Raw genomic sequence first — 25,575 nt, 5'->3', positions numbered from 1 at the left:
CATGCGTCCGTCCCGCGGTGTACCGCTCGCTGCCGCCGCCCTGGCGGCAGCAGCCCTCACCTGTCCGGCTCCCGCCCAGGCCACGGCGGTGAGCGGGGATCACTGTGCCCACCAGGAGCGTGTGCACGTGCCGGGCGCCGCCTTCCAGCAGAGCGCCTGCCTGCCCGACCTGACCACGACCGGGCTCGCCGGCACGCCGTACACCGACATGGCTGATCAGGCGGGACTGACGGCCAGGGCGACCCACACCCCGTCCGGGGTTCCGGGGGTGCAGATCGACGGCTACTTCCCGGACTCCTCGCACTTCAACACCACCCACGGCTGGCGGCACGACGCGCAGTTCGTGATCCGGTTGCCCGACCGCTGGAACGGCGGCCTGGTGGTCACCGGCGCTCCCGGCACGCGCAGGCAGTACGCGACGGACACGGCGATCTCCGACCAGGTGCTCGCCCAGGGGTACGCGTACGCGGCGACCGACAAGGGCAACAGCGGTGCCGACTTCTACCGCGACGGATCCCGGCCCGGTGACGCGGTCGCCGAGTGGAACGCGCGGACCACTCAGCTCACCCGGGCCGCCAGGCGGGCGGTGGCCCGGCGATACGGGCGCGCCCCGCGCCGCACGTACATGACCGGCATCTCCAACGGCGGCTACCTCACCCGCTGGCAGTTGGAGAACCACCCGGAGCTGTACGACGGCGGCGTGGACTGGGAGGGCGCGCTGTGGACCGCGCACGGCCCGAGCCTGCTCACCTCGCTGCCGACGGCGGTGGCACGGATGCAGGGCTCGGCGCGGGACGAGGACCTGTACGCGGTGGGCTTCGCGCGTGGCTCGGAGTTTCTGTGGCCATATCACGAGAAGGCGTACTGGGGCGTCACGCAGAAGATCTACCGCGCCGAGTTCGACCCGACGTACGATCCCGGCTGCCCCGGCCCGTCCGCCGGCAGCACCGCGGAGCAGATCCTGTCGCCCTGCCCCGCCGACGCGGTGTACGACTATGCGTCGCGCCCCGCGTCCGTCCATCGTGCCGTGGCCCGCGTGGCACTCACGGGACGGATCGGCCGGCCGCTGATCACGCTGCACGGCGACCTGGACGCGCTGCTGCCCAAGGCCGCCGACTCGGACGTGTACGCGCGCATGGTGGCCGCGCGCGGACGGGATGCGCTGCACCGCTACTACACGATCCAGGGCGGCACGCACGTCGACGGGTTGTACGACACCTATCCGGAACGGCTGCGGCCGATCCTGCCCTGCTACCGCTCGGCGTTCGACGCGTTGGTCTCCTGGGTGGAGACGGGCGCACAGCCGCCCGCGGACCATACCGTCGCACGGCCCGCGGACGGCGATGTGGTCGACTCCTGCGCGCTGGCCGACCGGGCCGATCCCGTGCGGTAGTGCTTCAGCGGCCGAGCTCCTTGCGGGTGATGCGGCGCAGCCTGCGCCGCTGCGAGGGGTCCAGCGTGAGGTATGCGGCGGTCGGGATTCCGAGGACGATCAGGACCACCGCCCAGAAGGGCAGCCAGATCCACAGGAAGAGCCCGAGCGCCACACCTCCTATGGCGATCTTCGCGTTGTTCGACATGTACGTCGCCTCCTTCGCGGCCTGTGCCGCTCTCTGTCCTGAAAACGGGCCCGCGCCTCCCACGGTTCCGGACCACGACCCTGAGACGCCCCTGAGGTGCGACCCCGACGCGCCCCTGAGAACACTCTGCGTCATTCCGCCCTGAGAGGCGCCCCCACTGCATGCAGGTGACGCAGGGCCTGCCGGTAGGAGTCGACGAGTCCGGTCTCCGCATAGGGAATGCCCAACTCCTGGCAGTGGGCGCGTACCAGGGGCTGGGCGAGCCGGAGGTGGGGGCGGGGCATGCTGGGGAAGAGGTGGTGCTCGATCTGGTAGTTCAGGCCGCCGAGGAACCAGTCGGTCAGGATGCCGCCGCGGATGTTGCGCGAGGTGAGGACCTGCCGGTGCAGATGGCCCCAGCGCTCGCCGTTCGGGTCGGGCATCTCCATGCCCTTGTGGTTGGGGGCGAAGGCCAGCCCCAGGTGCAGTCCGAACAGCGCCTGGTGCAGGGCGGCGAACGCAAGGGCCTTGCCCGGGGAGAGCGAGGTGAGCAGCAGGGTCGCGTAGGCGGCGACATGGGTCACCAGCAGCAGCCCCTCCACGGCGCGCTCCCGGGGTGTCTGCCGGCGCAGGTCCTGGAAGCCGTGGACCTTCAGGGCAACGCCTTCGAGGAGGGTGAGGGGGAAGAAGAGCCAGGCCTGGTTGCGGGTCAGCCAGCGGCGGAAGCCCGAGCGCTGCTCGGCCTGTGCGCCGGTGAAGACGAGGACGTCGGCGACGACGTCCGGGTCCTTGTCGATGTGGTTCGGGTTGGCGTGGTGGCGGTTGTGCTTGTCGTTCCACCAGGCATAGCTCATGCCGAGGAGCAGGTTGCCGTGGACCAGACCGATGACCCGGGCCGCCGACTTGCCGGCGGTTGTCTGGGAGTGGCCCGCGTCGTGGCCGATGAAGGCCGTGCGGGCGCCGAACACGGCGAGCAGCGGTGCCAGGAGCAGCGACCACCAGGAATCGCCGGTCAGGACGATGCCCGTGACGATGCCGGCGAGCGCGAGTGCGTTGGTGGCGATGGCGAGCGCGTACCAGGTGCGGCGCCGTTGCAGGAGTCCCTGGTCCCGGACCATGCGCAGAAGGGGCGCGAACTCGCTTCCGGCGGGCGGTGCGTCGCGCGTTCCCCGAAGGGGCTCGGCGACAGCTGTGGTGGGCTCGGGCATGTGCGGTCTCCGGCTCTCTCGGGCAACGGGCTGACCTGAGGAAACGTACGAAGCGACGACCTGTTGCGACCATGACGCCACCACCCGGGTACGGGCGGGGGTCAGCCGGTGGTGCACCGGGGGGCTGACAACACTGCAGGATCGGGCCGGCCGGCGGTCCGGCTGTGCCCCGGTGGCCCGCCGAATGCTGTACCCTCGGCGACCCCGACCCGGTAGTCAAATTTGAGGAATACGGCTTCGCTGTGCAGAGGATCCCTGCGGCACCACCGTCCGAGATCTCCGAACTGGCCCGCTGCTGCGCCGTTTTCGTGCCCGGTGACCCGGCCCGCACCGGCCGGGTCGCCTTCTGGCGACCCGACGGCAGCGCCCCTCCGCCTCACGCGGCCGGGTCCGCCCAGGATCTGGGCCTGGTCCGCCCGGGCGGCGACGGCGTCGAGCCGGTGCAGGTTCCCGCCGTCCTGCTGCCGGTGCGGGTAGCGCTTCCGGTCCTCACGCGCGCGCGTACCGATGCGCACGCACACCGGGGGGCAGTCTTCTGGGGCTCGGCAGCGGTGCTGGCCCTCCAACTCCTCGCCCGGGGACTGCTGTTGCCCGGTCTGTCACCCGGCGACCACGACGTCTGGCGCGTCGGCCCCCTGGCCCTGGACGACGTCGACCGCATCCGCGGGCTGGCCGCCGCGATGCCGCCCGAGGCGCACGCCGTCCCGCTGGGCGGCTCCGGGCCGCTTCGGCTGCCCACCCCGGAGGGGCTGCTGCGTGCCTTCCTGGACGCGGTGGCCGACACGCTCCCGCGCTCTCCCGCGGCCTTCCTGGTGACGGGCGGGTCTGCCTACGCGGCACAGGCACCGCAGCACATGCCCGGGCAGCGGGCGTGGGCCGCCGATGTCGCCGCGGGCCACGACGCGGGCGTACGGCTCTCGCTGCGGATCGAAGTGCCCGGCCTTGCCGAGCTGACGCAGGAGGATGCCGCGGTGCCCTTCCGGGCCGTGCTGCAGGTACACAGCGTCAGTGATCCGGCGCTGGTGGCGGACGCTTCCGAGGTGTGGGGCGCATCCGGAGACGGGGACCGGGGTTTCGGTCCGCGCGCGCGGATGGACGCCCTGCTCGCGCTGCGCCGGGCGGCTCGGTCCTGGCCGCCGCTGACGCCCCTGCTGTCGGCGAGTGTGCCGGACACCGTCGAACTCGCCGACGAGGAGGTCACCGAACTGCTCGGACCGGGCGCCCGGGACCTCGCCGCCGCCGGAGTCGACGTGCACTGGCCGAAGGAACTGGCCCGGACGCTGACGGCCCGCGCGGTCATCGGCCCGCCGGACGAGGAGCCGGTGGCCGGACGGGGCGCCTCGGACCCGCCGTCATTCCTGTCCGCCGACGCGCTGCTCGCCTTCAACTGGCGGTTCGCCCTGGGCGAGGAGCAGCTCACGCGCGCTGAGCTGGACCGGCTCGCCGAGGCCGGCCGGCCCGTCGTGCGTCTGCGCGGCCAATGGGTCCTCGTCGACCCCCGGGAGGCGCGCCGCGCCCGCGCCCAGCAGGACCGCAAGATCACACCCATCGACGCGCTCGAAGCCGCACTGACGGGCTCGACGGAGGTCGACGGCCTCCGGGTCGACGTACAGCCCACGGGATGGCTGGCGGCCCTGCGGGAGCGGCTCGCGGCCCCGGAGGCGCAGGAGCCGGTCGCGCAGCCCGCCGCTCTCGCGGCCACCCTGCGGGGCTACCAGCGCCGGGGCCTCGGCTGGCTGGCCCGGATGACGTCCCTGGGTCTGGGCTGCTGTCTGGCCGACGACATGGGACTCGGCAAGACGATCACGCTGATCGCGCTGCATCTGCACCGGCAGTGCGAGGCGCCCACGGCCGGCCCCACCCTCGTGGTGTGTCCGACGTCGCTGATGGGCAACTGGCAGCGCGAGATCGAGAGGTTCGCGCCCGATACGCCCGTGCGGCGCTTCCACGGCGCGCGGCGCAGCCTGGACGCGGTGGCCGACGGGGAGTTCGTGCTCACCACGTACGGGACGATGCGCCTGGACGCGCGTCGGCTCGGCGAGACGGCGTGGGGCATGGTCGTGGCGGACGAGGCGCAGCATGTGAAGAACCCGTACTCCGCGACCGCACGGGAGCTGCGTTCCATCGGTGCACGCGCACGCGTGGCGCTCACCGGGACCCCTGTGGAGAACAATCTCTCCGAGCTGTGGGCGATCCTCGACTGGACGACCCCCGGGCTGCTGGGCCGGCTCGGCACCTTCCGCACACGGTACGCGCAGGCCGTCGAGGGCGGCCGGGACCCGGCAGCCGCGGAGCGGCTCGCCCGTCTCGTACGGCCGTTCCTGCTGCGCCGCCGCAAGTTGGATCCGGGGATCGCGCCGGAGCTGCCGCCGAAGACCGAGACCGACCGTGCGGTGGCCCTGACCAAGGAGCAGGCGGGTCTGTACGAGGCGGTGGTGCGCGAGACGCTCGCGGAGATCTCCGCGGCCGACAGCATGGAGCGGCGCGGTCTGATCGTGAAGCTGCTGACGGGGCTGAAGCAGATCTGCAACCATCCGGCGCAGTTCCTCAAGGAGGAGCGGCCGCGGATCGCCGGTCGTTCGGGGAAGCTGGAGCTGCTGGACGAATTGCTCGACACCATCCTCTCCGAGGGGGCGAGCGTTCTGGTCTTCACGCAGTACGTGCGCATGGCGCGCATCATCGAACGGCACCTGACGGCCCGTGGCGTCATTTCGCAGTTCCTGCACGGCGGGACGCCCGTCGCCGAACGCGAGGCGATGGTGCGGCGCTTCCAGGACGGTGAAGTGCCCGTCTTCCTGCTGTCGTTGAAGGCCGCGGGCACCGGGCTGAACCTGACGCGGGCCGAACACGTCGTGCACTACGACCGCTGGTGGAACCCCGCCGTCGAGGCGCAGGCCACCGACCGTGCGTACCGCATCGGTCAGACCCGGCCCGTGCAGGTCCACAAGCTGATCGCGGAGGGGACCATCGAGGACCGCATCGCCGACATGCTCGGCCGCAAGCGGGAGCTGGCCGACGCGGTGCTGGGCGGCTCCGGCGAGACAGCGCTCACGGAGCTGACGGACGCGGAGCTGGCCGATCTGGTGGAACTGCGAGGGGGCACCCGATGAACCGGCACGACCAGGACACGGAGCGTACGTTCGCCGCGCTGCCGCCCGCGCACGGGTGGGGGTTTGCGCACACCTGGTGGGGCCAGGCCTGGCTCAAAGCCCTGGAGGACACAGCGCTCGACTCCCAACAGCTCAAGGCGGGCCGCAGACTGGCGCGCGCGGGGTGTGTGGGCGCGGTGTCCGTACGTCCGGGACGTATCACGGCAGTGGTCCAGAGCCGCAGTGGCACGCCTCACCGGGCCGACGTCCTGCTGGAGGAGCTGGACGGCGAACAGTGGGACCGGTTCCTGGACATGACGGTCGAGCGGGCCGGACATGTCGCGGCGCTGCTGGACCGCGAGATGCCGCCGCATCTGGTCGAGGACGCGGCGGCCGCGGGCGTCGAACTGCTGCCGGGCATAGGCGATCTGGAGCCGGAGTGCGACTGCGGCGCCTGGGACCACTGCGGGCACACCGCGGCCCTGTGCTACCAGGTGGCGCGGCTGCTGGACCAGGATCCCTACGTGCTGCTGCTGATCCGCGGCCGGGGCGAACGGGCCCTGCTGGACGACCTCCAGACCCGCAGCACCACACCCCCGGAGGACTCGGCCGAACCGGAGGGAGTGGACGCCGCCGAGGCGTACAGGACGGGCAACATCCTGCCGCCCCTGCCCACCCCGCCGGAGCTGCCCACGGAACCCGGTGTACCGCCGTCCCTGGACACCGAGACCCCGCCCGGGCCGGGCGTGGACCCGGCCGCCTTGGAGTGTCTGGCCGCGCGAACCGCCGCAGAGGCACATCGCCTGCTCGCCGAGGCTCTCCGTCCCGGCACCGAACAACACGCCTTGGAGGAGGAGTTGACCCTCGCGCAGGATGCGGTCCGTCTCGCCGCAGGAGTCGCTGAGACGGCTGTGGTGGACCGGCTGGCCGAGGGGTCCGGACGCGAGCGGCAGGGGCTGGCGCGCGCCACGCGCGCGTGGCGCCTCGGAGGGGTGGCCGCGCTGTCCGTGCTGGAGGAGGAGTGGACCGTCTCGGGCGATGCTCTCGCACGCGCGCGTGCCGCCCTGGAGTCCGCCTGGGACGAGGACGAGCGACCGTCGCTGCGGGCGAGCGGCAACAGGTGGACGGTTGTCGGCGCACCGGCCCAACTGCGTCTGGGGCGGGACGGGCGTTGGTGGCCGTATCGCAAGGAGCGGGGCCGCTGGGTGCCCGCCGGAGCGGCTTGCCAGGATCCGGCGACGGCTCTGGCCTCGGCGGAGCCGGACGCCGGGGAGGAGCCCGCCCAAGAGGCCCGGCAGTCGGCTGGACGGTGGATCGCGCAGCCCGGCCCCGCGGACCTGCACCTGGCGTAGCCGACGCTGGGCGGCCTTCGCGCCCGGCTCTGCGCGGTCGCAACCGATGCCCTGCGTTCACCCGACGGTCGCAGGCCTTTCGCTGGAGTGCCCAAATCTGGCCGTTGTCAACGAACTTGCCCCTCAGGAGGTCCGATGTCCCCGCACGCCACCGGCCGGCCCGGCGTCCGACGCTCCGTCGCGGCAGGCGTTCCGCTTGTCGTGCTCGCGGCCCTTGTGACGGCCTGTCCGCCCGCCAGTGCGGACTCGGCGTCGGGGAGTGCACATGTCGTGCGTACGGCGACGCTCGGAGAGATTCCGCTGGGCGCGTTCAGCAACACCCTGCTGCCCGGGGCGGTGGACGACGACCGGGGCATCGACCTCGGCGGGATCGGTAGCGACATCTGTCCGGCGGGCCGCAAGGGCGAGTTCTGGACGGTCACCGACCGCGGGCCCAACGGCCGGATCAAGGTGGCCGGTACGAAGCGCCGTACGTTCCCGGTTCCGGGCTTCGATCCGGCGATCGTGAAGATCCGGGTGGCCGGCGACACCGTGAAGGTGCTGGACGCGATACCGATCACCACCGCCTCCGGGAAGGCCGTCACGGGGCTGCCGAACCAGGCCGGGCGCGACGAGGCGCCCTACTCCTACGACGCCAAGTCGGCGCTGTCGTACAACCCGAACGGGCTGGACACGGAGGGCATCGTGCGGGCCGGGGACGGGAGTTTCTGGCTCGTCGACGAATACGGTCCGAGCCTTGTCCATGTCTCCGCGCGCGGGAAGGTGCTCACGCGCTACGTGCCCAAGGGGCTGAACCTCACCGGTACCGACTACCCGGTGGTGGAGGCACTGCCCGCGATCCTGCTGCACCGGAAGATCAACCGCGGTTTCGAGGGGCTGGCCCAGCTGCCCGGCGGTGACCTGGTGATGGCCCTGCAGAGCCCGCTGTCCCTGCCGGACACGGGTGCCGGTGAGGCGTCGCGCAGCACGCGTCTGTTGCGTTTCTCGCCGAAGGAGAAGGCCGTCACCGCGGAGTACGCGTACCGCTTCGATCCGGTGAACGTGGTGGACCCGAGCGAGAACGACACCTCCGAGCTGAAGATCTCGTCGGTGGTCGCCGTGGGCGGCGATCGGCTGCTGGTGGAGGAGCGCACCGACAAGGCCGCGCGGTTGCAGCTGGTGAAGCTGGGGCGAGGAGCGAACATCCTCGGCGGTGCCTACGACGACGACACGACGTCTCCGTCCCTGGAACAGCTCGACGACCCGGCGGCCTCCGGCGTTCCGGTGCTCGACAAGCAGTTGGTCGTCGACCTCGGAACGGTCCCGGGGGTGCCCGGGAAAATCGAGGGCATCGCGCGCGTGGATCACGACATGCTCGTCCTGATCAACGACAACGACTTCGGTATGACGGACGGCGCGGGCGCGTTCGACGCACAGGGACGGCTGGTGGACAGCGGCATCGAGACCACAGTGACGTACGTACGGCTGGACCAGGTTCAGCCTCGCATCTGACCTGCGGTGGGACTGACCCCCTGTCGACCGGTGGCCGGGGCCGGGCGGCCCGGCCACCGGTGTCGATTCGCAGGGCGCGTCTACGGGGCCATCTCGTACGCGCCGGACAGCGCCTCGACCCGCTGCCAGACCCGCTCCGTGCGTGCCTCGTCGACGGCGGGCCGCCGGATCGAACCGAGCGCCCACTCCTGCTGCTGTTCGGTCGCCGAGTCCTTGCCGTGCAGTTCGACGGCGTGCGTGGAGAAGTCCCGTACGAGGACCGCGAAGAGTTCGTCGAGCACGTCCTCGTCGAGGCCGGGGAGGGCGGCCTGCTCCAGGACGAGCTGTCCGTGCACGACGAGGGCGAAGAGCTGACCGACCGCGAGGAGGAGGTCGAGGTCCCGGCTCTGCTCCGCGTCGGGTGCGGCCGTGGCGACGAACTCGCAGAGTGCGTCGGCCTGTTCGCGGAAGCGGGTCACATTGGGCAGGTGTGCGTACGTGTCGAAAGCGGGCCGCCAGTCGTGGAAGCGCACCGAGCCCAGGCCGCGGGCCGGTCCCTGCCGGAAGAGGAAGTCGTCGTCGGCCGCGTCGAGGCGGGTCGGTACGGCGGGGTGGTCGACCGGGTCGAGGAGGTGGTTGCGCAGGAACTTCAGGATCAGCGCCAGGTTGACGTGGACCGTGCCCTCCAGCTTCGGAAGGCCGCGGATCTCCACGGCCGCCTGGGCGAAGTAGTTGTCCTTCTCGAAGCCCTTGGCCGCGATGACGTCCCACATCAGGTCGATGACCTTCTCACCCTCCGTGGTCACCTTCATCTTCGTCATGGGGTTGAAGAGGAGGTAGCGGCGGTCGTCCGGGCCGGCGGAGCGGAAGTAGTCGACAGCGCGGTCGCTGAACAGCTTCATGCCGACGAGCCTGACGTACGCGTCGGTCAACTCGCGCCGCACATGCGGGAAGGCGGTGACGGGGCGGCCGTAGAGGATGCGGTTGTGGGCGTGGGTGACGGCCTCGTACATCGCGTGCTCGCAGATGCCGATCGAGGCGGTGCACAGGTTGAACTTGCCGACGTTGACGGTGTTGAGTGCGGCGTCGAAGGCGGCGCGGCCGGTGTGCAGGACGTCCTCGGCCGCTACGGGGTAGTCCTCCAGGCGGAACTCGCTGACGAACTTCGAGGAGTCGACGACGTTCTTGACCAGGTGATAGGCCGGGTGACGGCTGTCGGCGGCGAAGAACACATAGCCGTCGGGGCCCTCGACGTCGGTGCGGCGGCCGAAGACGGAGACGAGTCCGGCTGCGTTGCCGTTGCCGATGTAGTACTTGGAGCCGGTCGCGCGGAAGCCGCCGTCGCCGTCGGGCTCGAGCAGCATGTCGGTGGAGTAGATGTCGGCGCCGTGGGCCTTCTCGGACAGGCCGAAGGCGAACACCTCTCCCTGGGCGAGGAGTTCGGCGGCGCGGGCGCGGGCTGCGGCGTTGTCGCTCTGCCAGACCGGGCCGAGGCCGAGGATCGTGACCTGCCAGGCGTACCAGTAGTCCAGGCCGTAGAAGCCCAGGATCTCGTTGAGCGCGGCGATCCGGCCGGTGTCCCACCGCTTGTCGGCTTCCTCCTCCCCCGCGGCGGACGACGGCGTCAGGAAGGTGGCGAAGAGGTTCTCCTTCGCTGCGAAGGAGAGGAAGTCGCCGAGCCAGGCGCGCGTCCGGTAGTCCTCGATCAGCCGCCTCTTCCCGCGCTCCTCGAACCAGTCGACGGTGGCACGCAGCAAGCGGCGCGTCTCGGGGTCGAAGTGCGCGGGGTCGTACGTGCGCGGGTTGAACAGCAGCTGGTCGGCCATGCGATGACGCCTTTCGGCTGGTGGACGGGCGGAAGCGGGAAGTCTGACGGCTGGACGGATCGGATCGGACCAGACCGGTTCGGGAGATCAGGAGGAGCGGGGGATCCGGAGGATCGGCGGCGGGAACGGCGACGGTCAGCGGGCGGGACCGAATCGGGCCAGCGTGGCGAGCACGTCGTCCAGCCAGTCGATCATCATTCGCTCGTACGCGATGCCACCGCGCAGGACGACGTGCTGGAGCTCCCGCTCCGCGTCGAGCGGCGCACCAGGACCTGCCGTGCTCGATTCGGGCGTGAAGTCGCGCGCCTCTCCTGCGAGATAGTGCGCCAGCCGGTCCTGGTGCGCCTGCCGGTGCCGCTCCACCTCGCGGATCAGGGCGGCCGGGTCGTCGAAGGCGGCGCCGCGGATCTTCACGGCGAGGTCGTGGCGGACGCTGTCCGGTTCGATCGGATCCTGCAGCCAGGAGGAGAGCGCGGCCCGGCCGAGGTCGGCGACGGAGTACTCCTTCTTGTCCGGCCGGCCCTGCTGCGGGACGTCCCGGACGTCGACCCAGCCGTCGTTCTCCATGCGCTTGAGCACGCGGTAGATCTGTTGGTGGGTCGCGGTCCAGAAGTAGCCGATGGACCGCTCGAAGCGCCGGGCCAGCTCGTAGCCGGATCCTGGCTTCTCCAGAAGCGACACCAAGATCGCGTGTTCGAGCGCCATGCCACCGATCTTGCTATGCAACTCGTTGCATAGCAAGCCTCCCCCGCGCCGATGCGACGCGGCTCACGCCGACAACATGCCCAAGGACACACGCCTCGAGGTCAGGCGCATCAAGACCGACCGGCAAATAAATGGATCACTTGAGACGGCGTGTGGTGGGGCGGCCAGGTAGAGGCAGAACCCACGAGACATCCTCGGGCAGGGGGACGATCCGCGCGATGGCGGCTTCGAGGGTCGGCCCGAGGAGAAGCGAGTCGTGGTGGTTTGCCCCGGCGGCGACCGGGCCGAGCGGGATGCCGTGGACCTCGGTAGCGATCGAGCGCTTGAGGCCCTGCTTCCCGCGATCGGCCGGGGAACGGCCCGCACGTTCGCCGCCGCACGAGGCCCTGGTGACGCAGCCGTCGACGGATATCTCGGACGGCTCCAGGCCGATCATGCGGTCGTAAGGCTGGAGCGAAGCGCTCATTGAGTGGTGCGGTCCGAGCATCCGGGGCCGGTGAGACGCTCGTCGCCCGGGCCGTGGACCAGCGCGAGCACCACATGCTCGAACACGGTCCGGTCGCGGACCCTTCGGCGGTGGCAGCCGAGCGGGTGGTTCGGGGCGAACTCCGGCCGTGTGGGCAGTAGTTCGGCAAATTGGTCCCAGTTGGGTTCGAACAGGCAAGACGGCAGGGCGGGCACGGCCGTCCTTCTTGATCACTGAGAAGCGATCCCAAACCGAGGGTCACGGCTGGCCCTCGAACTTTCGCGTACATCAGGCTCGGCGGTGACGAGGTCGCTCAGACCTCGGCGGGTGGTGCGTCAGGAGTGGCGCCTTGGGGTTCGGGGTCGGCTCGGCGCGGCAGCAGGAGGCAGAGCGGCACCGCTGCGGCGGTGCACGCGGCAGCCCACCAGAAGGCGTCGCCGAATCCCGAGGCCAGGGCGGCCCGGGTGTGGGTGCCGGCGGTGGCGTGCTGCAGGATCATGACGAGGATCGCGGTGCCGATGGAGCCACCGATCTGCTGGGCGACGCGGCTGATGCTGGAGGCGGCCGGGATCTCCTGGCGTCGCAGTCCGACGAACGCGCCCCCCATCAAGGCGATCATGGCCGCGCCCAGCCCGAGGCCACGGACGAACAGCACGGCCATCAGCATGGTGTTGTCCGTGGCGGCAGTGACGAAGCCGAACGGCACGGTGGCTGCGCAGGTGACGGCGAAGGCGATGAGGGCGACCGGACGCGTCCCGGTGCGGTCCATGTACTTGCCGGCCAGCGAACGGGACAACAGGGTGCCCACACCCTGCGGGATGAGCAGCAGCGCGGCGCCCAGAGCGGATTCGCCGCGGACCTGCTGCCAGTACAGCGGCATGAGCAGCATGGCCCCGTAGAGGGCGGCTCCGGCCAGTAGCAGCAGCGCCGTGGACGAGGCCAGGGCCCGGTGGCGGAGCAGGCGGATGTCGAGCAGGGCGTCGGCTCCGCGCCGAAGGGCCCAGGCGAAGTAGCCGGCAAGCAGGACGACTCCAGCGAGCAGGGGCAGCCCGGCCTTGAGGCCGATGAACCAGTCGGGTCCGCCGAGCTGCGTCAGGCCGTAGATGACCGCGGCGATGCCGGGCGAGAGCAGCAGCACGCCCACGAGGTCCAGACGGCGGCCGGTCCCGGGGCGAGGCCCGTCTTTGGGCAGGTTGCGCCAGGCCAGGTAGCCGCCGACGAGGCAGAAGGGGATGTTGAACAGGAAGATCCAGCGCCAGTCGCCCAGGTGCAGGATGACGCCGCCGATCACCGGGCCGATGACCGGGCCAAGAGCGGTGGGCACGGTGATCAGCGACATGACCTTGCCGATGTTGCGGCCTCCGGCGGCCTGCATGGCCAGTGTGGCCATCAGCACCATCATGATGCCGCCGCCGATGCCCTGGAGAACGCGGAATGCGATCAGGCTCGGGGCGTTCCACGCCGCGGCGCACAGCATCGATCCGGCGAAGAACAGGCCCAGGGCGAGGATCCACAGCCGCTTGCCGCCCAGGACCGACTGGGCCCAGCCGACGGTCGGCATCGTGGCGGACAGGGCCAGCAGGTAGGCGGTGGTCACCCACTGGATGGTGGCAAGCGAGGTGTGCAGCTGCCCGGCGAGACTGTCGATGGCGACGCTCATGATCGTGGTGTCGAAGATGACGGCGAGCGCGCCGACGATCAACGTGTAGGTCAGGCGCCGCAAGGCCGGGTCGACCCGGTTGGAACCGGGGATGGGTGGTGACTGGGTACCGCTGGCGCTCATCGGACGCCCCCTTAAGATAAGGTTCTCTATCTTGCGGGACTCAGGTTAGGGCACTGCCCTAAGATAGGCAAATCTATCTAACTGGAGGAGAGACGATGCCCGAACGGCGCCGCGGAGCGGCCCTGGAGAATGCGCTGCTCGACGCGGCCTGGGACGAGCTCACGGCCACCGGCTACGCCAGGTTCACCATGGACGCCGTCGTCAAACGCGCCGGCACCAGCCCCCCGGTCCTCTACCGCCGCTGGCCCGACCGCGACGCACTCGTCCGGGCGACCCTCGTCCACATCCTGCACAAGAACGTCCTGGGCGTTCCCGACACCGGAAGCCTGCGCGAGGACGTTCTGACTCTCATGCGGGAGATCAACGCCACCCGCGTCCAGCTCGTCACCGTCATGAGCGTGTACCTGGCCGACTACCACCAGGCGACCGGGACCAGCCCCAGCGAACTGCTCGATCCCTCCGAGACCGGCCGCAAGCAAGCCATCGACACGATCTACCAGCGTGCCGTCGACCGCGGGGAAGTCAAGGCGGAGCACCTCACCGAACGCATCAAGACCCTGCCCTTCGACCTGCTTCGCCACGAGTTCCTGACGACCTTCACCGCCGTACCCGACCAGGTTCTCGAAGAGATCGTCGACACGCTCTTCCTCCCCCTGGTGCATTGACAAGGCGATTGACGCAGGAGGCTCATCTCCTGTGCACCGGCCGCGGAGCGATCATCCGAACACGCCTGGTGCACACGAAAGTTCGGGCGCCAGCCGTGTCTGTCGGTCTGGGAATCGCTTACGAGCGTAGAGAACGCCGGTCGGTCTGAGGTCAGACGCTTCATGGACAGACGTACGTGAAGCTCGCCTTCGCCTCCATCGGGACCGGCTGGTGCGTGATCCTCAGTCGGGCGGTCCCCCGGAAGCGGCCGGAACCGCGGACCGTCCAGCGAAGGTGCACCTTGACCCGGCGCACACCGCGATCGGCGGTGCGGACCAGCTCGCCCGAGTCCTGGCCGTCCGCACGCAGCCACCGGTAGGTGACGGGGCCGCCATGCCCGTCGGTGGTGACGACACCGATCAGGTCGGCCGTCTGACCGCAGTGCAACGGCCCGGTGGGGGCCTCGACCCGGACGGAGACGACCTCGGGAGCGGGGGCCGGGCGCAGCAGCAGCCAGAGCAGTACGGCGGCGATCGCGACGACGGCGCTGGTGACGATCCAGCCCCGTCGTCCGCGCCGTGAGCGGGAGACGACAGGAACCGCTGCCTCGGTCCGCCATCGGGCGCGCAGGACGTCCTGCTCTTCCACCGGGACGCCGGGCCCGAACCGGAGCAGGATCCCGCCGGAGTCCTCCCCTGCCTCCGCCGGAAGCGGGAGGCCACGGTTGCGCTTGCCGAGGACGGTCGCCTGGGTGTCCACGGCATGGGAACGGTGAGCGCGGCCGACCGAGGTGGGCTGGTCGGTGGCGGCTGAAGGGTGAGGGCCGGGGGCGGCCAGGGAGGTTCGCGGGTCCGGGACTGCGGCGGTGTGGGCGTGGGCCGCCGTCGAGGGTCGGCCGACGGTGGTGGCAGGGCGGGACGAGCAGTCGGGTGCGGGAGCGGGATTTTCGGGGGCGGTGGGGCGTGGGTCGGAGTCGGTTGCGTCCGGCGCCGGGTGAGGGTCCGTCCGCCGAGCCGGGTGGACAAGGGCCACTGTGACGGACGGTGCCGGTGCCTTCGGCGGCGCGAACTCGGGGGTCGACGCGGCCGCCGCCGTGCGGAGCGCCGTGCGGCGCAGGAAGTCCGCCGGGAGCGCCGCGCGTCCGTCGACCAGCGTGCCCCGGGCCGCCGCCAGCCCCTGCGACTCGGCGGTGGCGGCACAGCGAGCGAACAGGTCGGCCGCGGGGGTTTCGGGCTGCGTCCAGGCGTCGCCGAGAGTGCGGGCCAGGGCGGCCCAGGCAGCGGTGGCGACTGTTGTCCGGCGGTCGGCCTGCGGTCCGTCGCCCGACTCCGGTACGGCGGCCGCGTCGCCCAGCACCGCGCCCAGCTCCGCCTCGGCCAGCAGGGCGACACCGTCCGGAGCGATCACGACGGTGTCGGGGCCGATTGGGCCGTGGGACAGGCCTGCGGCGCACAGGGCGAGGAGGGTCTGCGCGGTCTCGTTGAGGATGCCGGCCGCGCTGCCCGCGTCCGGACGGGGGCCGCCTGCCGACGACAGGACGTCGGCCAGGGTGGGGGCCGGCGGCCGGGCCGTGAGCAGCCACACCTCACCGGCCTCGGCCACGAGGTCGACCGTGCCGAGCAGCCCGGGCAGCCTGAGCTTCGCCGTGGCGAGCACCGCGGCCGCGAGGCGCTCGCGTGTGCCCTCGGGAGCCAGCAGGGCGCGGTCGATGCGCAGCGCGCCGAGGGTGCACTCGCCGGACCGGGCGGGGAGCAGGGCGTACCAGGTGCCGTGGCGTGTGTCCCGTGACCAGCCGGACAGGGGCCGTCCGGCCACTGTGGTGGCTGTCGTCATGTCGATCCGTTCTCGTCGCGGCGGGGAGTGGCTCGCGGTTCTCTTGGGTGTCTCTGAAGTCTGGTCAGCACGGTGGTGCGTCCAGGGAGGCCGTCTGGGGACCGTTCGCGGCCGCCGGGTCGCTGCTGAGCGAGACCTCCCAGGTGCCCCGGCACGGGTGATTGGAGAAATCGGCCTGGAAGGTCAGGTCGTACCGCGTGCTTCCGGACAGGGTCCGGGACTGGGAGCCGTACGGGTCGGCGGGTGTGTCGACGTAGTAGTTCGCGGTGACAGTCAGCGGACCGGTGCCCGTCGTCTCGACCGTCACCGCCGCGATGAGTGTGCCGGGTGTCGGTCCACGCTGCCAGGAGCCGATGGTGAGGGTGACCGCGCCGGGGGTGGCCGGGCCGGGGGACTCGGTGGTCGGTGTCCCGGCCGGTGTGATCGTCTGCTTGGACGGCGTGGGCGAGGACGACGGGCTGTCCGACGGCATAGTGGTGGGCGAGGTGTCGGCCGTGGGCGGGGCGCTGCTCGCTGAAGTGAACGGGGAAGGGGAAGTGCCGGGTGCTGGGGGCGAGTTGACCGGTGCCGGCGTCGAACTCGCCACCGTCGTCGACGTCTCGTGCGGGCGGCCCGTCGCGTACGTGGCTCCGCCCGCCACGACCACCAGCGCGGCCGCCCCACCGGTCACCGCCTTCCATCCCCCGCGCTTCAGCCGGTCCAGCAGGGTCAGCGCACTGGCCGACCCCTCAAGGGTCGCGGTTGCGGTGAAGGGGAACATCAGGGCGAGCAGCGCGGTGAGTTCGGCCAGCCGGCGGCGGCCGCGTTCCTCCCAGTCGGCGCCGTAGCCCTCCGCAGCGGACCGTTCCAGGTCGGCGAGGAACCTCTCGACGCCGGGCCGGTCCGCCGGGTCCTTCGCCAGCCCCGAGCGCAGCAGCGCACGCACAGGTGCAGGTACGTCGTCCAGCGGGGCCGGTGCGCGCAGGTGCTGCAGGCGCAGAGCGGTCATGTCGTCCCCGGGGAACGGCCGCCGGCCGGTCAGGCACTCGAAGAACACCACGGACGCCGCGTAGACATCGGCCGCCGGACCGGCCGGCTCGCCGTTCCACTGCTCCGGCGCCATATAAGCGGGCGTGCCCTCTGCCTCGGTCTCCCGGCCGCTGCGCACCGCAATGCCGAAGTCGGCGAGCGCGCTGGTGCCGTCGGCGCGGACCAGGACGTTCTCCGGTTTGTAGTCGCGGTGCACGACCCCGGCCGTGTGGGCCGCGCCCAGCCCCAGCAGCGAGCCCTTGAGCAGGACGAGCGCGCCCTCGGTGCCGGTCGACCCCTGTCGGCGCAGCAGCCGGCGCAGGCTGACGCCGTCCACCGCCTCCATCACGATCGCGGCTCCGGCGCGTGCCTCGACGTACTCGTACAGCCGCACCACACACGGGTGCCGGAGCTCGCCGAGCAGCCGGGCCTCGGCTCGGAAGCGGGCCAGGAACTCCCGATCCGCGCGCAGGCGTTCACTCAGGTACTTGACGGCGACGGGGACGCCGGTCGCGGTGTGCCGGGCGAGGACGACCCGGCCGCCGGATCCCTCGCCGAGCGTCCGCACGGCCGCGTATCCGGGTACGGCCCAGCCGCCCTCGGTGTGCGTGTCCTGGGTCATGCGGTCCCCTCCGCCGGCGCAAGGAGCCCGGCCCCCTGCGGTACGTGCTTCGCGTCCCGCCTGCGCCGTACGCGGCGCAGCAGCCAGCGGGCGGGCGCGGACCACACCGGGAAGGCGACCAGAGCGACCACGGTCGCCTCGATCACCGTGGTCCACGGCTCGGGCAGGCGACCGTCCAGCAGGTCGCCGATGCGGGAGCGCCAGGCCAGCAGGGCGAGGCCGAGGAAGCCGTAGGTGCCCACGACGACCGCGAGCCCGTAGGCGGCCAGGCCGGCCTGACGGGGGCCGGGCCGGTTGCCCGCGCGCAGGTCGCGCCACAGGCCCGTGCGGAAGTAGGCGCTCGCCTCCTCGCGCAGCCGGGGCACCCGCAGGGCGTCGGTCAGCGCCTGGTAACCGTCCAGCGGCATCAGCGGGTTGAAGTTGTAGAGGGTGTTCAGGTAGAGGCCGAAGGCCAGGTGGTAGAGGACGGCCGAGGCCGGTCCCGTGGGCAGCAGGGCGGCGCCCGTGGCGCACCAGCCGGCCAGCGCCGCTGTGGACAGCGGCCCGGAAAGGGCCACCACGACCCGTGACCAACGGGACCCGAACCACATGTCGCTGGTGTCCACGAACGCGAACGGCATGCCCATCATCAGCAGGAACCCGCCGCGTCTGACCTTCCGGCCGTACGACTTCACGGCCAGCGCGTGCGTGAGCTCGTGGACGAGCAGCGCGCTCACGTATCCGGCGGCCAGCAGGACCGGGCCCCATACGCCCGCCCCGCCGAAGTCCAGCAGATGGTGCCGGCCCTGCGCGGCGACGAACGCCACGAGGCCGCCGGTCACCGACAGCCAGGCGAGCAACACACCGGTCCGGGTGAACAGTCGCCAGCCGAAAGCCTGGTAGAGCCGGGTCACCAACCGGTCGAGGCCGGGGACGGACACCTCCAGCTTCAGCAGCGCCCGGTATACGGCCCCCGCCACCCGCCGCCAGCCCTTCGGCCGCTCCTCCTCCGGCCGTCCCGGCAGGCCGCGCAGCAGCCCGGCGTCCGCGAACGCGGCAAGCGCGGACTCGATGCGGGGCAGGGCGAGTTCGCCGTAGCGGTCGGCGTAGGCGAACAGCAGATCCCGTACGGTGTTCTCGCCGTCGACGGTGTGCCACAGGAAGACCTGGCGCTCGTCCAGTTCCAGATAGCGGCCGGTACGGGTGCTGCTGAGCACCCAGCGGGGTGCGCCGTGTTCGGTGGGTATCTGCTTGAGGGCCCAGCCGGAGCGGCGGCGGGGGCGCGCGGTGAGCGGACCGTTCGCCTCGGGGGCCTCCTCCTGCCCGGCCTCTCCGGCGGTGGGCGAATGGGTCAGCTGGGTGCCGACGACCATCGTGCGCGAGCCGATCCGGGTGTTGCGAGGCTGCTCGAACACCAGGCGTACGTCGCCCACGGACAATTCGGTGCCGTCGGCGAGGCCGGCCGAGCCGCCGTGAAGGTCGACGCCGCCGACGGCGGTGCCGTTGAAGGAGTCCAGGTCCTCGATCCGGAAGCCCTCAGCGGTGCGGACGATGCGGGCGTGGCGGCGCGAGACGCTGGTGTCCGAGAGAACCACGTCGTTGTCCTCGCCCCGGCCCAGCGTGGTGACCGGGCCGGTCAGCGCGACGGGCAGCGTGGGGTCGTCCAGGCCGCGCAGCTGTGGTGCGGCGAACGAGGTCGGTGCGACACCCCGGCGCGGGGTGCCGCAGTGCAGGCAGTACGGGAAGTCGCGCCGCACGTGGACGCGGCAGACACGGCAGAGCATGCGGTGGCTCAGTCTGCGCCGGAACCGCTGAGGAACGTACCGCCGTTGAAGCCTTCTTCGCCTTCCGCGGCGGGGCCGGAAACCGGCAGGTGCGTGGCGGCGTTTCCGAGGCCGTAGGCGGGCAGGCCGCCCTGGACGATGATGTGATCACCGCTGCCACCCTCGCCCGAGACGGGCAGGCCACCCTGGACGATGATGCGGTTACCACCGCCGGGCTCACCGACACCGCCGGGACGCCGACCGACGTTCTCCTGACTGCCTCCGCCGTTTCCGTCGCACCCACCGTCACCACCGCCGTGGCCACTGCCGCCGCTGGGACGATCGGTGTTCTCCGGGTCACCACCACCCTCACCACCACCCCCACCCTCGCCACCACCGTGACCACCACCACCGCTGGGACGATCGGTGTTCTCCGGGTCACCACCACCCTCACCACCACCGCCGCCCTCGCCACCACCGTGACCACCACCGCTGGGACGATCGGTGTTCTCCGGGTCACCACCACCCTCACCACCACCCCCACCCTCGCCACCTTCGCCGCCGTCACGGTCGTAGATGCCACCGTGGCCGAAGTGACCGGCGTCCCCGCCGCCTTCCCCGCCGAAGCCGCCATGGCCCCCGAAATCACCGAACCCACCGGAACCGACACCGCCGTCACCGAAGCCGCCATCGCCAAGGCCGTGGGTGCCAAGACCTCCATCGCCGAACCCGCCATCGGCACCGCCGCCGAACCCGCCGAAGCCCCCGGCCCCGGCCCCGGAGTCACCGAAGCCCCCGTCGGCGCCACCGCCGGCATGCTCGCCGAAGTCGCCGAAGTCACCGAAGTTGCCGACCTGGCCCAGCTCGCCTGCCACTTCGCCCGGCGACCGGTCCAGCAGGGAGCCGCCGAGCAGGCTGTGGGTGCCGGTGGCGGCCGTGTCCAGGCCGGCGGAGCCCTCCTGGCCCTCGGCGGGACCTGACAGGTCGTAGCCCTGCTCGGGGAATGCCGGGACACTGGCATCGTGGTCACCGGAGACCTGCTCCGCCGGGATGGCGTGGGTCGTGGAGGCCTCATGCGTCACCGCGGCCTGGTGGTCGGACGGGACGGCGTGGTCGGCCGTGATGTCGTGATGCGCCAGCGCGTGCGCCGCGCTTCCGAAGAACAGGGACGACTTGGACAGCCGTGGGTCGAGAGCAGCCGGTCCCCCGTCAGTGGCGGACTCGACGCGGAGGGAGCGGAGTTCGGCGACCTGGGCGGGTGACAGGCCGAGTCTTCGCCCCACCTCACCGGTGTCGCCGTCGAGTTCGGCGCGGAAGGCCGGGTCGACGGCCAGGCGGGTCAGGGCAGCGCGATATGCGTCGTTGGTCATGGTTCGGTCTCCGTCGGTCTGCGGGCATTGATGCCGATGGCGACGGAGCCGAGGATCCCCCCTGGCCGGCGGCAACTGCCATTTCCGGCCATCCCCGCCGATACCTGCAGGAGACGTTATAGAGCCTTGGCATGGACGGCACAAGTGCAGCGACCAGGGCGATTGAAGGTGCCGGGCACTCCGACCGCGCCGGTCACCCACCCATCAGATATGGCCACCGACCCCCCGGCCTACCGACGAAATGGCGAACAGTCTGAGGTCCTGGCCGAACTCCACGACGCCGGAGCGTCTCGGCCTGGCCAAAGGCGCCGTAGCGTTACATCTTCTGGCAGGCCTTGGCTTTGAAGTCCGACGCGGAGACGGTGATTGCGGATTCGCCACCGTTGCCGGAGATGCCGGCGTAGCGGACCCGGCCCGGGGTGAGCCGCTCCCGGTCGGCCGGGGTGAAGGAGATACTGCTCGCTGACCACGAGTTGTCCTTGGTCCAGCCGTACAGCGCGTAGGTGGTCTTGGCGGTGAGCGGAGCGAGGGATCCGGTGGTGGTCCAGCCGGCGGCGGGAGCATCGAGGGTCCAGGTGGCGAGGCCTGGCGCGAGGGGGCGGTCGGCGGTCCATGAGCCCACCGTCACCTGCTTGCTGACGTCATCGCCGTCCACATAGAGGGTCGCGCCGTCGATCTGATGTCCGCAGACCATCATGACGCCCAGCAGATGGCCGTCGGCGGTCACGGAGATGCCGGCGACGACGTCGGAGGAAACGGTGCATCCCGAGGCTGCGGCCAGGGCCACGCCGACCGCGTCGGCGCCCACGAAGCGCCGCAACACCGGACGTGAAGTGGTCGACCCCATGCTTGGCCCCCTGACCGGGATGGTCAATGGCGGACGGTGCCCGGCTGCCGCGTCGCCATCCATCCGTCGCGGGCTCGTTGTTGCCTTGTAGTCGCTCGCGCCGACTCGGCCCGGTCACGGCATCGGCGTCCCGACACCTTCGCTCATCGGTCGGCGCGCCGGCCACGCCGGCGCGAGTCACCGGGCGCAGGTGGATCGCCGAGGAGACGTTTCCCAGATGTCGTCGGCGGCACTCCTACCGCCCGGGGCTCGGCATCCGTACGACCGCCGTCCCCGCGGTCAGATCCACCGTCGTCCTGTTCGGCGGAGCCCCGTCATCCTCGTTGTCCGGCAAGACCATCGACGACTGCCGTTCCTTCAGCTCGTGCTGCTTGCCCGGAGAAAGGCTCGCATGCAGTTGTTCGAATCCGGTCGCTGATATCTGCCCCTGACGTGCACTGTTCCGCCATGGCAGCACTCCGGCACGACCCGCGCGCATGAGCAACTGGTCGACGAAGGCCAGCATGGTCAGCACGATGACCAGCCCGGGCAAGGTCATGAAGAAGACGAATTGCACGTCCCCGGTATCCGGGTCGAGCCGCGGACAGTCATCCCCTGAACTCGCCTTCGCCGCTTGGCCGTTGACATCGCATGCTGTCTTCTCAGGGCGCCCGACCTCATGTCACGGCAGGGCGAGGCCTCCCAGGGAGGGGATCAGCGATTGGAGGTCGCTCGGGACACTGCTCGGCAGCTCGCTGGGCAGCTTCGACGGGAGCCCGCTGGGCAGCCTGCTCGGCAGTTCCGTCGGGATGCCCAGGGACGGCGACGAGGTGCGACCGGAGCTCACGCTTGTGTCGTTGGGTGATTTCTCGTCGGGCGAGTGGTGGCGGCCGGAGGCCATCAGGACGACGACGACCACTGTGGCGAGTGCCGCGAGGGCGACCAGGAGGGCAAAGAGCGGTTTGCGCCGCCGCCCGGGTGGTGGGGGCGGCTGCCAGTCGGCGTAGGTCGGAGGTGGTCCGAACCCGCCGCCCGGTGGCGGGGTGTCACCCGGCGGTCCGGGCGGTTGAGGCGGTACCGGCGGTATGGCCATACCGTCCAGAGTCGCCGCACATCGGGCAGGCGGCGACCCCCGCACGGAAGTTGATACGGCCCCATGCCGTGGACCGCACGGTTCCGGGGCATTCCGCGCGGAGATCGCTCGGGCACGCGCGCGTGCGCGTGCGGATCAAGCACGCACGCGCGCGCATACGCGTGCCGTTCAGCCGCGAGCCCCCAGCAGATGGTCCATGGCCAGCTGGTCGAGGTGCTCGAAGGCCATCCCGCGCGCGACGGTCGCCTCGACGTCGAACTCCTCGAAGGCGCTGCGGTCGGCGAGCAGGGCCTCGAGGCCGTCGGCGGCGGTCGGCTGGGCGAGCTGGTCCAGACGCGAGGCACGCAGGGCCTCCTGGACCTCCGGGTCGGCGCGGAAGGCGGCCGCGCGCTCCTTGAGGATCAGGTAGTTGCGCATGCAGCCGGCCGCCGAGGCCCACACGCCGTCGAGGTCCTCGGTCCGCGGCGGCTTGAAGTCGAAGTGCTTCGGGCCGGCGTAACCGGCGCTCTCCAGCAGGTCGACCAGCCAGAACGCGGCACGCAGGTCACCGGCGCCGAAGCGCAGGTCCTGGTCGTACTTGATGCCGGACTGGCCGTTGAGGTCGATGTGGAAGAGCTTGCCCGCCCACAGGGCCTGTGCGATGCCGTGCGGGAAGTTCAGTCCGGCCATCTGCTCGTGGCCGACCTCGGGGTTGACGCCGTACAGCTCCGGGCGCTCCAGGCGCTCGATGAAGGCGAGGGCGTGGCCGACGGTGGGCAGCAGGATGTCGCCGCGGGGCTCGTTCGGCTTGGGCTCGATGGCGAACTTCAGGTCGTAGCCCTGGGAGGTGACGTACTCGCCGAGGAGGTCGAAGGCCTCCTTCATGCGGTCGAGGGCGACGCGTACGTCCTTGGCGGCGCCGGACTCGGCGCCCTCGCGGCCGCCCCAGGCGACGTACGTCTTCGCGCCGAGCTCGGCCGCGAGGTCGATGTTGCGGATGGTCTTGCGCAGGGCGTAGCGACGCACCTCCCGGTCGTTCGCTGTGAACGCACCGTCCTTGAAGACGGGGTGCGTGAAGAGATTGGTGGTGGCCATCGGCACGGTCATGCCGGTCGTGTCGAGGGCCTGACGGAAGCGCTTGATGTGCGACTCGCGCTCGGTGTCGGAGGACCCGAAGGGGATCAGGTCGTCGTCGTGGAAGGTGACGCCGTACGCGCCGAGCTCGCTCAGGCGCTGCACCGTCTCGACCGGGTCGAGGGCACGCCGCGTGGCGTCGCCGAACGGGTCCCTTCCCTGCCAGCCGACGGTCCACAGGCCGAAGGTGAACCTGTCCTCGGGGGTGGGCTGGTAGCTCATGCCGCGGCTCCTTGCTCGTTTGCGACCGTTGCCTTACGACTATTTCGTCATGGCGGTTTACAAATTAGTATGCGGACGCATCCCTGGGAAGGGACAAGATGTCCCCGAAGGGGTGAGGTTCCGGGTCGCCATGGCCCGGGAACCCTCGAACCAGCAGGTCAGAGCCCGCAGAGCCGCGGAAAAAGGGAGAGCCCGATGTCAGCAGCCGAGGGTCCGCTCGTCGTCGGCGTGGACACGTCCACCCAGTCCACCAAGGCGCTCGTCGTCGACGCGGCCACCGGCCAGGTCGTCGCGAGCGGCCAGGCACCGCACACCGTCTCCTCCGGGGCCGGCCGCGAGAGTGACCCGCGCCAGTGGTGGGACGCCCTGTGCCAGGCCCTCGAACAGTGCGGCGACGCTGCACACGAGGCCGCCGCGGTCTCGATCGGCGGACAGCAGCACGGCCTGGTCACACTGGACGAGCGGGGCGAGCCGGTGCGCCCGGCGCTGCTGTGGAACGACGTGCGCTCGGCGCCGCAGGCCCGCCGCCTGGTCGAGGAGCTCGGCGGCCCGAAGGCCTGGGCGGAGCGCACCGGAAGCGTTCCCGGCCCGTCCTTCACGGTCACCAAGTGGGCCTGGCTCGCCGAGAACGAGCCGGAGGCGGTCCGCGCCACCAGGGCGGTGCGCCTGCCCCACGACTACCTCACCGAGCGGCTGACCGGGCAGGGCACGACCGACCGCGGCGATGTCTCCGGCACCGGCTGGTGGGCTTCGGGGACGGAGTCCTACGACGAGGAGACCCTTGCGCACGTGGGGCTCGATCCCGCGCTGCTGCCCCGGGTGGTCCGGCCCGGCGAGGTGGCCGGCACCGTGCGCGACAGCCACGACCTGCCGTTCTCCAAGGGCACCCTGGTCGCTCCGGGGACGGGTGACAACGCCGCCGCGGCGCTCGGCCTTGGGCTGCTTCCCGGTACCGCGGTGCTCAGCCTGGGCACGTCGGGCACGGTGTACGCGGTCTCCAAGCGGCGCCCGGCCGACCCGACCGGCACGGTGGCGGGCTTCGCCGACGCCCACGGAGACTGGCTGCCGCTGGCCTGCACCCTGAACTGCACGCTCGCCGTAGACCGCGTCGCGACGCTGCTGGGCCTGGACCGCGAGGCCGTCGAGCCGACCACCGCCGTCACGCTCCTGCCCTATCTGGACGGCGAGCGCACCCCCAACCTTCCCGGCGCCTCGGGTCTGCTGCACGGACTGCGGCACGACACCACCGGCAGCCAGCTCCTCCAGGCCGCCTACGACGGCGCAGTGCATTCCTTGCTCGGCGCACTCGACCTGGTCCTCGACGAGGACGCGGACCGCTCGGTCCCGCTGCTGCTGATCGGGGGCGGTGCCCGGGGCGCGGCCTGGCAGCAGACCGTACGCCGCCTGTCGGGCCGCCCGGTCCAGGTGCCCCAGGCCAAGGAGCTGGTGGCGCTGGGCGCTGCGGCGCAGGCGGCGGGCCTGCTGACCGGGGAGGATCCGGCCGCGGTCGCCCGGCGTTGGAACACCGCCGCGGGCCCGGTGCTGGAGGCCGTGGAGCGGGACGAGGCGACGTTGGCGAGGATCGCCGGGGTACTCTCCGACGCGGCCCCGCTGCTGGAGCGGAGCACCGACAGCTGAGGACG

General features: G+C 71.4%; 20 protein-coding genes and 1 pseudogene. 8 read left to right on the top strand and 13 right to left on the bottom strand.

The annotated features are described in order from the left end of the window. The first annotated feature begins 1 nt into the window (after position 1). Positions 2-1,393, top strand: coding sequence for a tannase/feruloyl esterase family alpha/beta hydrolase (locus tag AB0N07_RS18125; protein ID WP_365836038.1), 1,392 nt, complete (start codon positions 2-4; stop codon positions 1,391-1,393). 4 nt (positions 1,394-1,397) lie between these two features. On the opposite strand, the gene AB0N07_RS18120 is transcribed toward AB0N07_RS18125, so the two are convergent. Continuing rightward, positions 1,398-1,580 carry a hypothetical protein gene (locus tag AB0N07_RS18120; protein ID WP_030931554.1) on the bottom strand — a complete coding sequence of 61 codons (183 nt, stop codon included), beginning with the start codon at positions 1,578-1,580 and terminating at the stop codon, positions 1,398-1,400. A gap of 131 nt (positions 1,581-1,711) precedes the next feature. Further along, positions 1,712-2,767 carry an acyl-CoA desaturase gene (locus AB0N07_RS18115; RefSeq protein ID WP_365836036.1) on the bottom strand — a complete coding sequence of 352 codons (1,056 nt, stop codon included), beginning with the start codon at positions 2,765-2,767 and terminating at the stop codon, positions 1,712-1,714. A 242-nt stretch (positions 2,768-3,009) separates the two neighbouring features. Between AB0N07_RS18115 and AB0N07_RS18110 the strand changes: the two genes are divergently transcribed. The 3 genes from AB0N07_RS18110 (at position 3,010) to AB0N07_RS18100 (ending at position 8,699) form a co-directional block, all read left to right on the top strand. After that, positions 3,010-5,877 (top strand): DEAD/DEAH box helicase, encoded by a 2,868-nt coding sequence (locus AB0N07_RS18110; RefSeq protein WP_365836034.1) that lies wholly within the window; start codon positions 3,010-3,012, stop codon positions 5,875-5,877. After that, positions 5,874-7,208, top strand: a complete 1,335-nt coding sequence (locus AB0N07_RS18105) for an SWF or SNF family helicase (protein ID WP_365836032.1) — start codon at positions 5,874-5,876, stop codon at positions 7,206-7,208. The genes AB0N07_RS18110 and AB0N07_RS18105 overlap by 4 nt, the downstream gene beginning before the upstream one ends. A 135-nt stretch (positions 7,209-7,343) precedes the next feature. Continuing rightward, positions 7,344-8,699 (top strand): esterase-like activity of phytase family protein, encoded by a 1,356-nt coding sequence (locus AB0N07_RS18100; RefSeq protein WP_365836029.1) that lies wholly within the window; start codon positions 7,344-7,346, stop codon positions 8,697-8,699. An 80-nt stretch (positions 8,700-8,779) separates the two neighbouring features. Here AB0N07_RS18100 and AB0N07_RS18095 read toward each other — a convergent pair whose 3' ends face one another. From AB0N07_RS18095 to AB0N07_RS18080, 4 genes and pseudogenes are all read right to left on the bottom strand, one after another. Then, complete coding sequence (locus AB0N07_RS18095; protein ID WP_365836026.1) at positions 8,780-10,504, bottom strand: acyl-CoA dehydrogenase family protein; 1,725 nt, start codon at positions 10,502-10,504, stop codon at positions 8,780-8,782. A 135-nt stretch (positions 10,505-10,639) separates the two neighbouring features. Then, positions 10,640-11,209 carry a PadR family transcriptional regulator gene (locus AB0N07_RS18090; protein WP_365836024.1) on the bottom strand — a complete coding sequence of 190 codons (570 nt, stop codon included), beginning with the start codon at positions 11,207-11,209 and terminating at the stop codon, positions 10,640-10,642. Positions 11,210-11,435: 226 nt separating this feature from the next. Then, positions 11,436-11,890, bottom strand: a pseudogene (locus AB0N07_RS18085) (IS5/IS1182 family transposase); the annotation flags it as partial. A 98-nt stretch (positions 11,891-11,988) separates the two neighbouring features. Further along, positions 11,989-13,458 carry an MDR family MFS transporter gene (locus AB0N07_RS18080; protein WP_365836022.1) on the bottom strand — a complete coding sequence of 490 codons (1,470 nt, stop codon included), beginning with the start codon at positions 13,456-13,458 and terminating at the stop codon, positions 11,989-11,991. Between the two features lie 95 nt (positions 13,459-13,553). On the opposite strand from AB0N07_RS18080, the gene AB0N07_RS18075 reads away from it, so the two are divergent. Further along, positions 13,554-14,123, top strand: coding sequence for a TetR/AcrR family transcriptional regulator (locus AB0N07_RS18075; protein ID WP_365836020.1), 570 nt, complete (start codon positions 13,554-13,556; stop codon positions 14,121-14,123). 160 nt (positions 14,124-14,283) lie between these two features. On the opposite strand, the gene AB0N07_RS18070 is transcribed toward AB0N07_RS18075, so the two are convergent. The 3 genes from AB0N07_RS18070 to AB0N07_RS18060 form a co-directional block, all read right to left on the bottom strand. Next, entirely contained in the window at positions 14,284-15,936 is a 1,653-nt protein-coding gene (locus AB0N07_RS18070) for a hypothetical protein (RefSeq protein WP_365836018.1), read from the bottom strand. A gap of 64 nt (positions 15,937-16,000) precedes the next feature. Beyond that, positions 16,001-17,566 (bottom strand): protein kinase, encoded by a 1,566-nt coding sequence (locus tag AB0N07_RS18065; protein ID WP_365836016.1) that lies wholly within the window; start codon positions 17,564-17,566, stop codon positions 16,001-16,003. Next, on the bottom strand, positions 17,563-19,329 hold the full coding sequence (locus tag AB0N07_RS18060) for an FHA domain-containing protein (RefSeq protein WP_365836014.1): 1,767 nt from the start codon (positions 19,327-19,329) through the stop codon (positions 17,563-17,565). The genes AB0N07_RS18065 and AB0N07_RS18060 overlap by 4 nt, the downstream gene beginning before the upstream one ends. 89 nt (positions 19,330-19,418) lie before the next feature. On the opposite strand from AB0N07_RS18060, the gene AB0N07_RS18055 reads away from it, so the two are divergent. Continuing rightward, the gene (locus AB0N07_RS18055; RefSeq protein WP_365836012.1) at positions 19,419-20,288 is read left to right on the top strand and encodes a hypothetical protein; all 870 of its coding nucleotides are present in this window, start codon (positions 19,419-19,421) and stop codon (positions 20,286-20,288) included. A gap of 93 nt (positions 20,289-20,381) precedes the next feature. Then, entirely contained in the window at positions 20,382-20,570 is a 189-nt protein-coding gene (locus AB0N07_RS18050) for a hypothetical protein (RefSeq protein ID WP_365836010.1), read from the top strand. A 424-nt stretch (positions 20,571-20,994) separates the two neighbouring features. Here the strand turns inward: AB0N07_RS18050 and AB0N07_RS18045 are convergent, their stop codons facing one another. The 4 genes from AB0N07_RS18045 to xylA form a co-directional block, all read right to left on the bottom strand. After that, positions 20,995-21,525, bottom strand: a complete 531-nt coding sequence (locus AB0N07_RS18045; protein WP_365836008.1) for a hypothetical protein — start codon at positions 21,523-21,525, stop codon at positions 20,995-20,997. Positions 21,526-21,760: 235 nt separating this feature from the next. After that, positions 21,761-22,081, bottom strand: coding sequence for a DUF6191 domain-containing protein (locus AB0N07_RS18040; RefSeq protein WP_365836006.1), 321 nt, complete (start codon positions 22,079-22,081; stop codon positions 21,761-21,763). Between the two features lie 105 nt (positions 22,082-22,186). Then, positions 22,187-22,597, bottom strand: a complete 411-nt coding sequence (locus tag AB0N07_RS18035) for a hypothetical protein (RefSeq protein WP_365836004.1) — start codon at positions 22,595-22,597, stop codon at positions 22,187-22,189. A 168-nt stretch (positions 22,598-22,765) separates the two neighbouring features. Next, positions 22,766-23,932 (bottom strand): xylose isomerase, encoded by a 1,167-nt coding sequence (xylA, locus tag AB0N07_RS18030; RefSeq protein WP_365836002.1) that lies wholly within the window; start codon positions 23,930-23,932, stop codon positions 22,766-22,768. A gap of 195 nt (positions 23,933-24,127) precedes the next feature. Between xylA and xylB the strand changes: the two genes are divergently transcribed. Further along, on the top strand, positions 24,128-25,570 hold the full coding sequence (xylB, locus tag AB0N07_RS18025; protein ID WP_365836000.1) for a xylulokinase: 1,443 nt from the start codon (positions 24,128-24,130) through the stop codon (positions 25,568-25,570). Positions 25,571-25,575: the final 5 nt, after the last annotated feature.

This window comes from Streptomyces sp. NPDC051172, assembly GCF_040682555.1.
Lineage (GTDB): Bacteria > Actinomycetota > Actinomycetes > Streptomycetales > Streptomycetaceae > Streptomyces.
Note: the sequence above shows the minus strand (reverse complement) of the source record. Positions and strands in the feature narration are given on the sequence as shown.

Bases quoted from the DNA above. Each gene is read 5' to 3' on its own strand.
- AB0N07_RS18125 (WP_365836038.1), top strand. From the start codon at position 2: ATGCGTCCGTCCCGCGGTGTACCGCTCGCTGCCGCCGCCCTGGCGGCA.
- AB0N07_RS18120 (WP_030931554.1), bottom strand. From the start codon at position 1,580: ATGTCGAACAACGCGAAGATCGCCATAGGAGGTGTGGCGCTCGGGCTC.
- AB0N07_RS18115 (WP_365836036.1), bottom strand. From the start codon at position 2,767: ATGCCCGAGCCCACCACAGCTGTCGCCGAGCCCCTTCGGGGAACGCGC.
- AB0N07_RS18105 (WP_365836032.1), top strand. From the start codon at position 5,874: ATGAACCGGCACGACCAGGACACGGAGCGTACGTTCGCCGCGCTGCCG.
- AB0N07_RS18100 (WP_365836029.1), top strand. From the start codon at position 7,344: ATGTCCCCGCACGCCACCGGCCGGCCCGGCGTCCGACGCTCCGTCGCG.
- AB0N07_RS18095 (WP_365836026.1), bottom strand. From the start codon at position 10,504: ATGGCCGACCAGCTGCTGTTCAACCCGCGCACGTACGACCCCGCGCAC.
- AB0N07_RS18090 (WP_365836024.1), bottom strand. From the start codon at position 11,209: ATGGCGCTCGAACACGCGATCTTGGTGTCGCTTCTGGAGAAGCCAGGA.
- AB0N07_RS18080 (WP_365836022.1), bottom strand. From the start codon at position 13,458: ATGAGCGCCAGCGGTACCCAGTCACCACCCATCCCCGGTTCCAACCGG.
- AB0N07_RS18075 (WP_365836020.1), top strand. From the start codon at position 13,554: ATGCCCGAACGGCGCCGCGGAGCGGCCCTGGAGAATGCGCTGCTCGAC.
- AB0N07_RS18070 (WP_365836018.1), bottom strand. From the start codon at position 15,936: ATGACGACAGCCACCACAGTGGCCGGACGGCCCCTGTCCGGCTGGTCA.
- AB0N07_RS18065 (WP_365836016.1), bottom strand. From the start codon at position 17,566: ATGACCCAGGACACGCACACCGAGGGCGGCTGGGCCGTACCCGGATAC.
- AB0N07_RS18060 (WP_365836014.1), bottom strand. From the start codon at position 19,329: ATGCTCTGCCGTGTCTGCCGCGTCCACGTGCGGCGCGACTTCCCGTAC.
- AB0N07_RS18050 (WP_365836010.1), top strand. From the start codon at position 20,382: ATGCGTCACCGCGGCCTGGTGGTCGGACGGGACGGCGTGGTCGGCCGT.
- AB0N07_RS18045 (WP_365836008.1), bottom strand. From the start codon at position 21,525: ATGGGGTCGACCACTTCACGTCCGGTGTTGCGGCGCTTCGTGGGCGCC.
- AB0N07_RS18035 (WP_365836004.1), bottom strand. From the start codon at position 22,597: ATGGCCATACCGCCGGTACCGCCTCAACCGCCCGGACCGCCGGGTGAC.
- xylA (WP_365836002.1), bottom strand. From the start codon at position 23,932: ATGAGCTACCAGCCCACCCCCGAGGACAGGTTCACCTTCGGCCTGTGG.
- xylB (WP_365836000.1), top strand. From the start codon at position 24,128: ATGTCAGCAGCCGAGGGTCCGCTCGTCGTCGGCGTGGACACGTCCACC.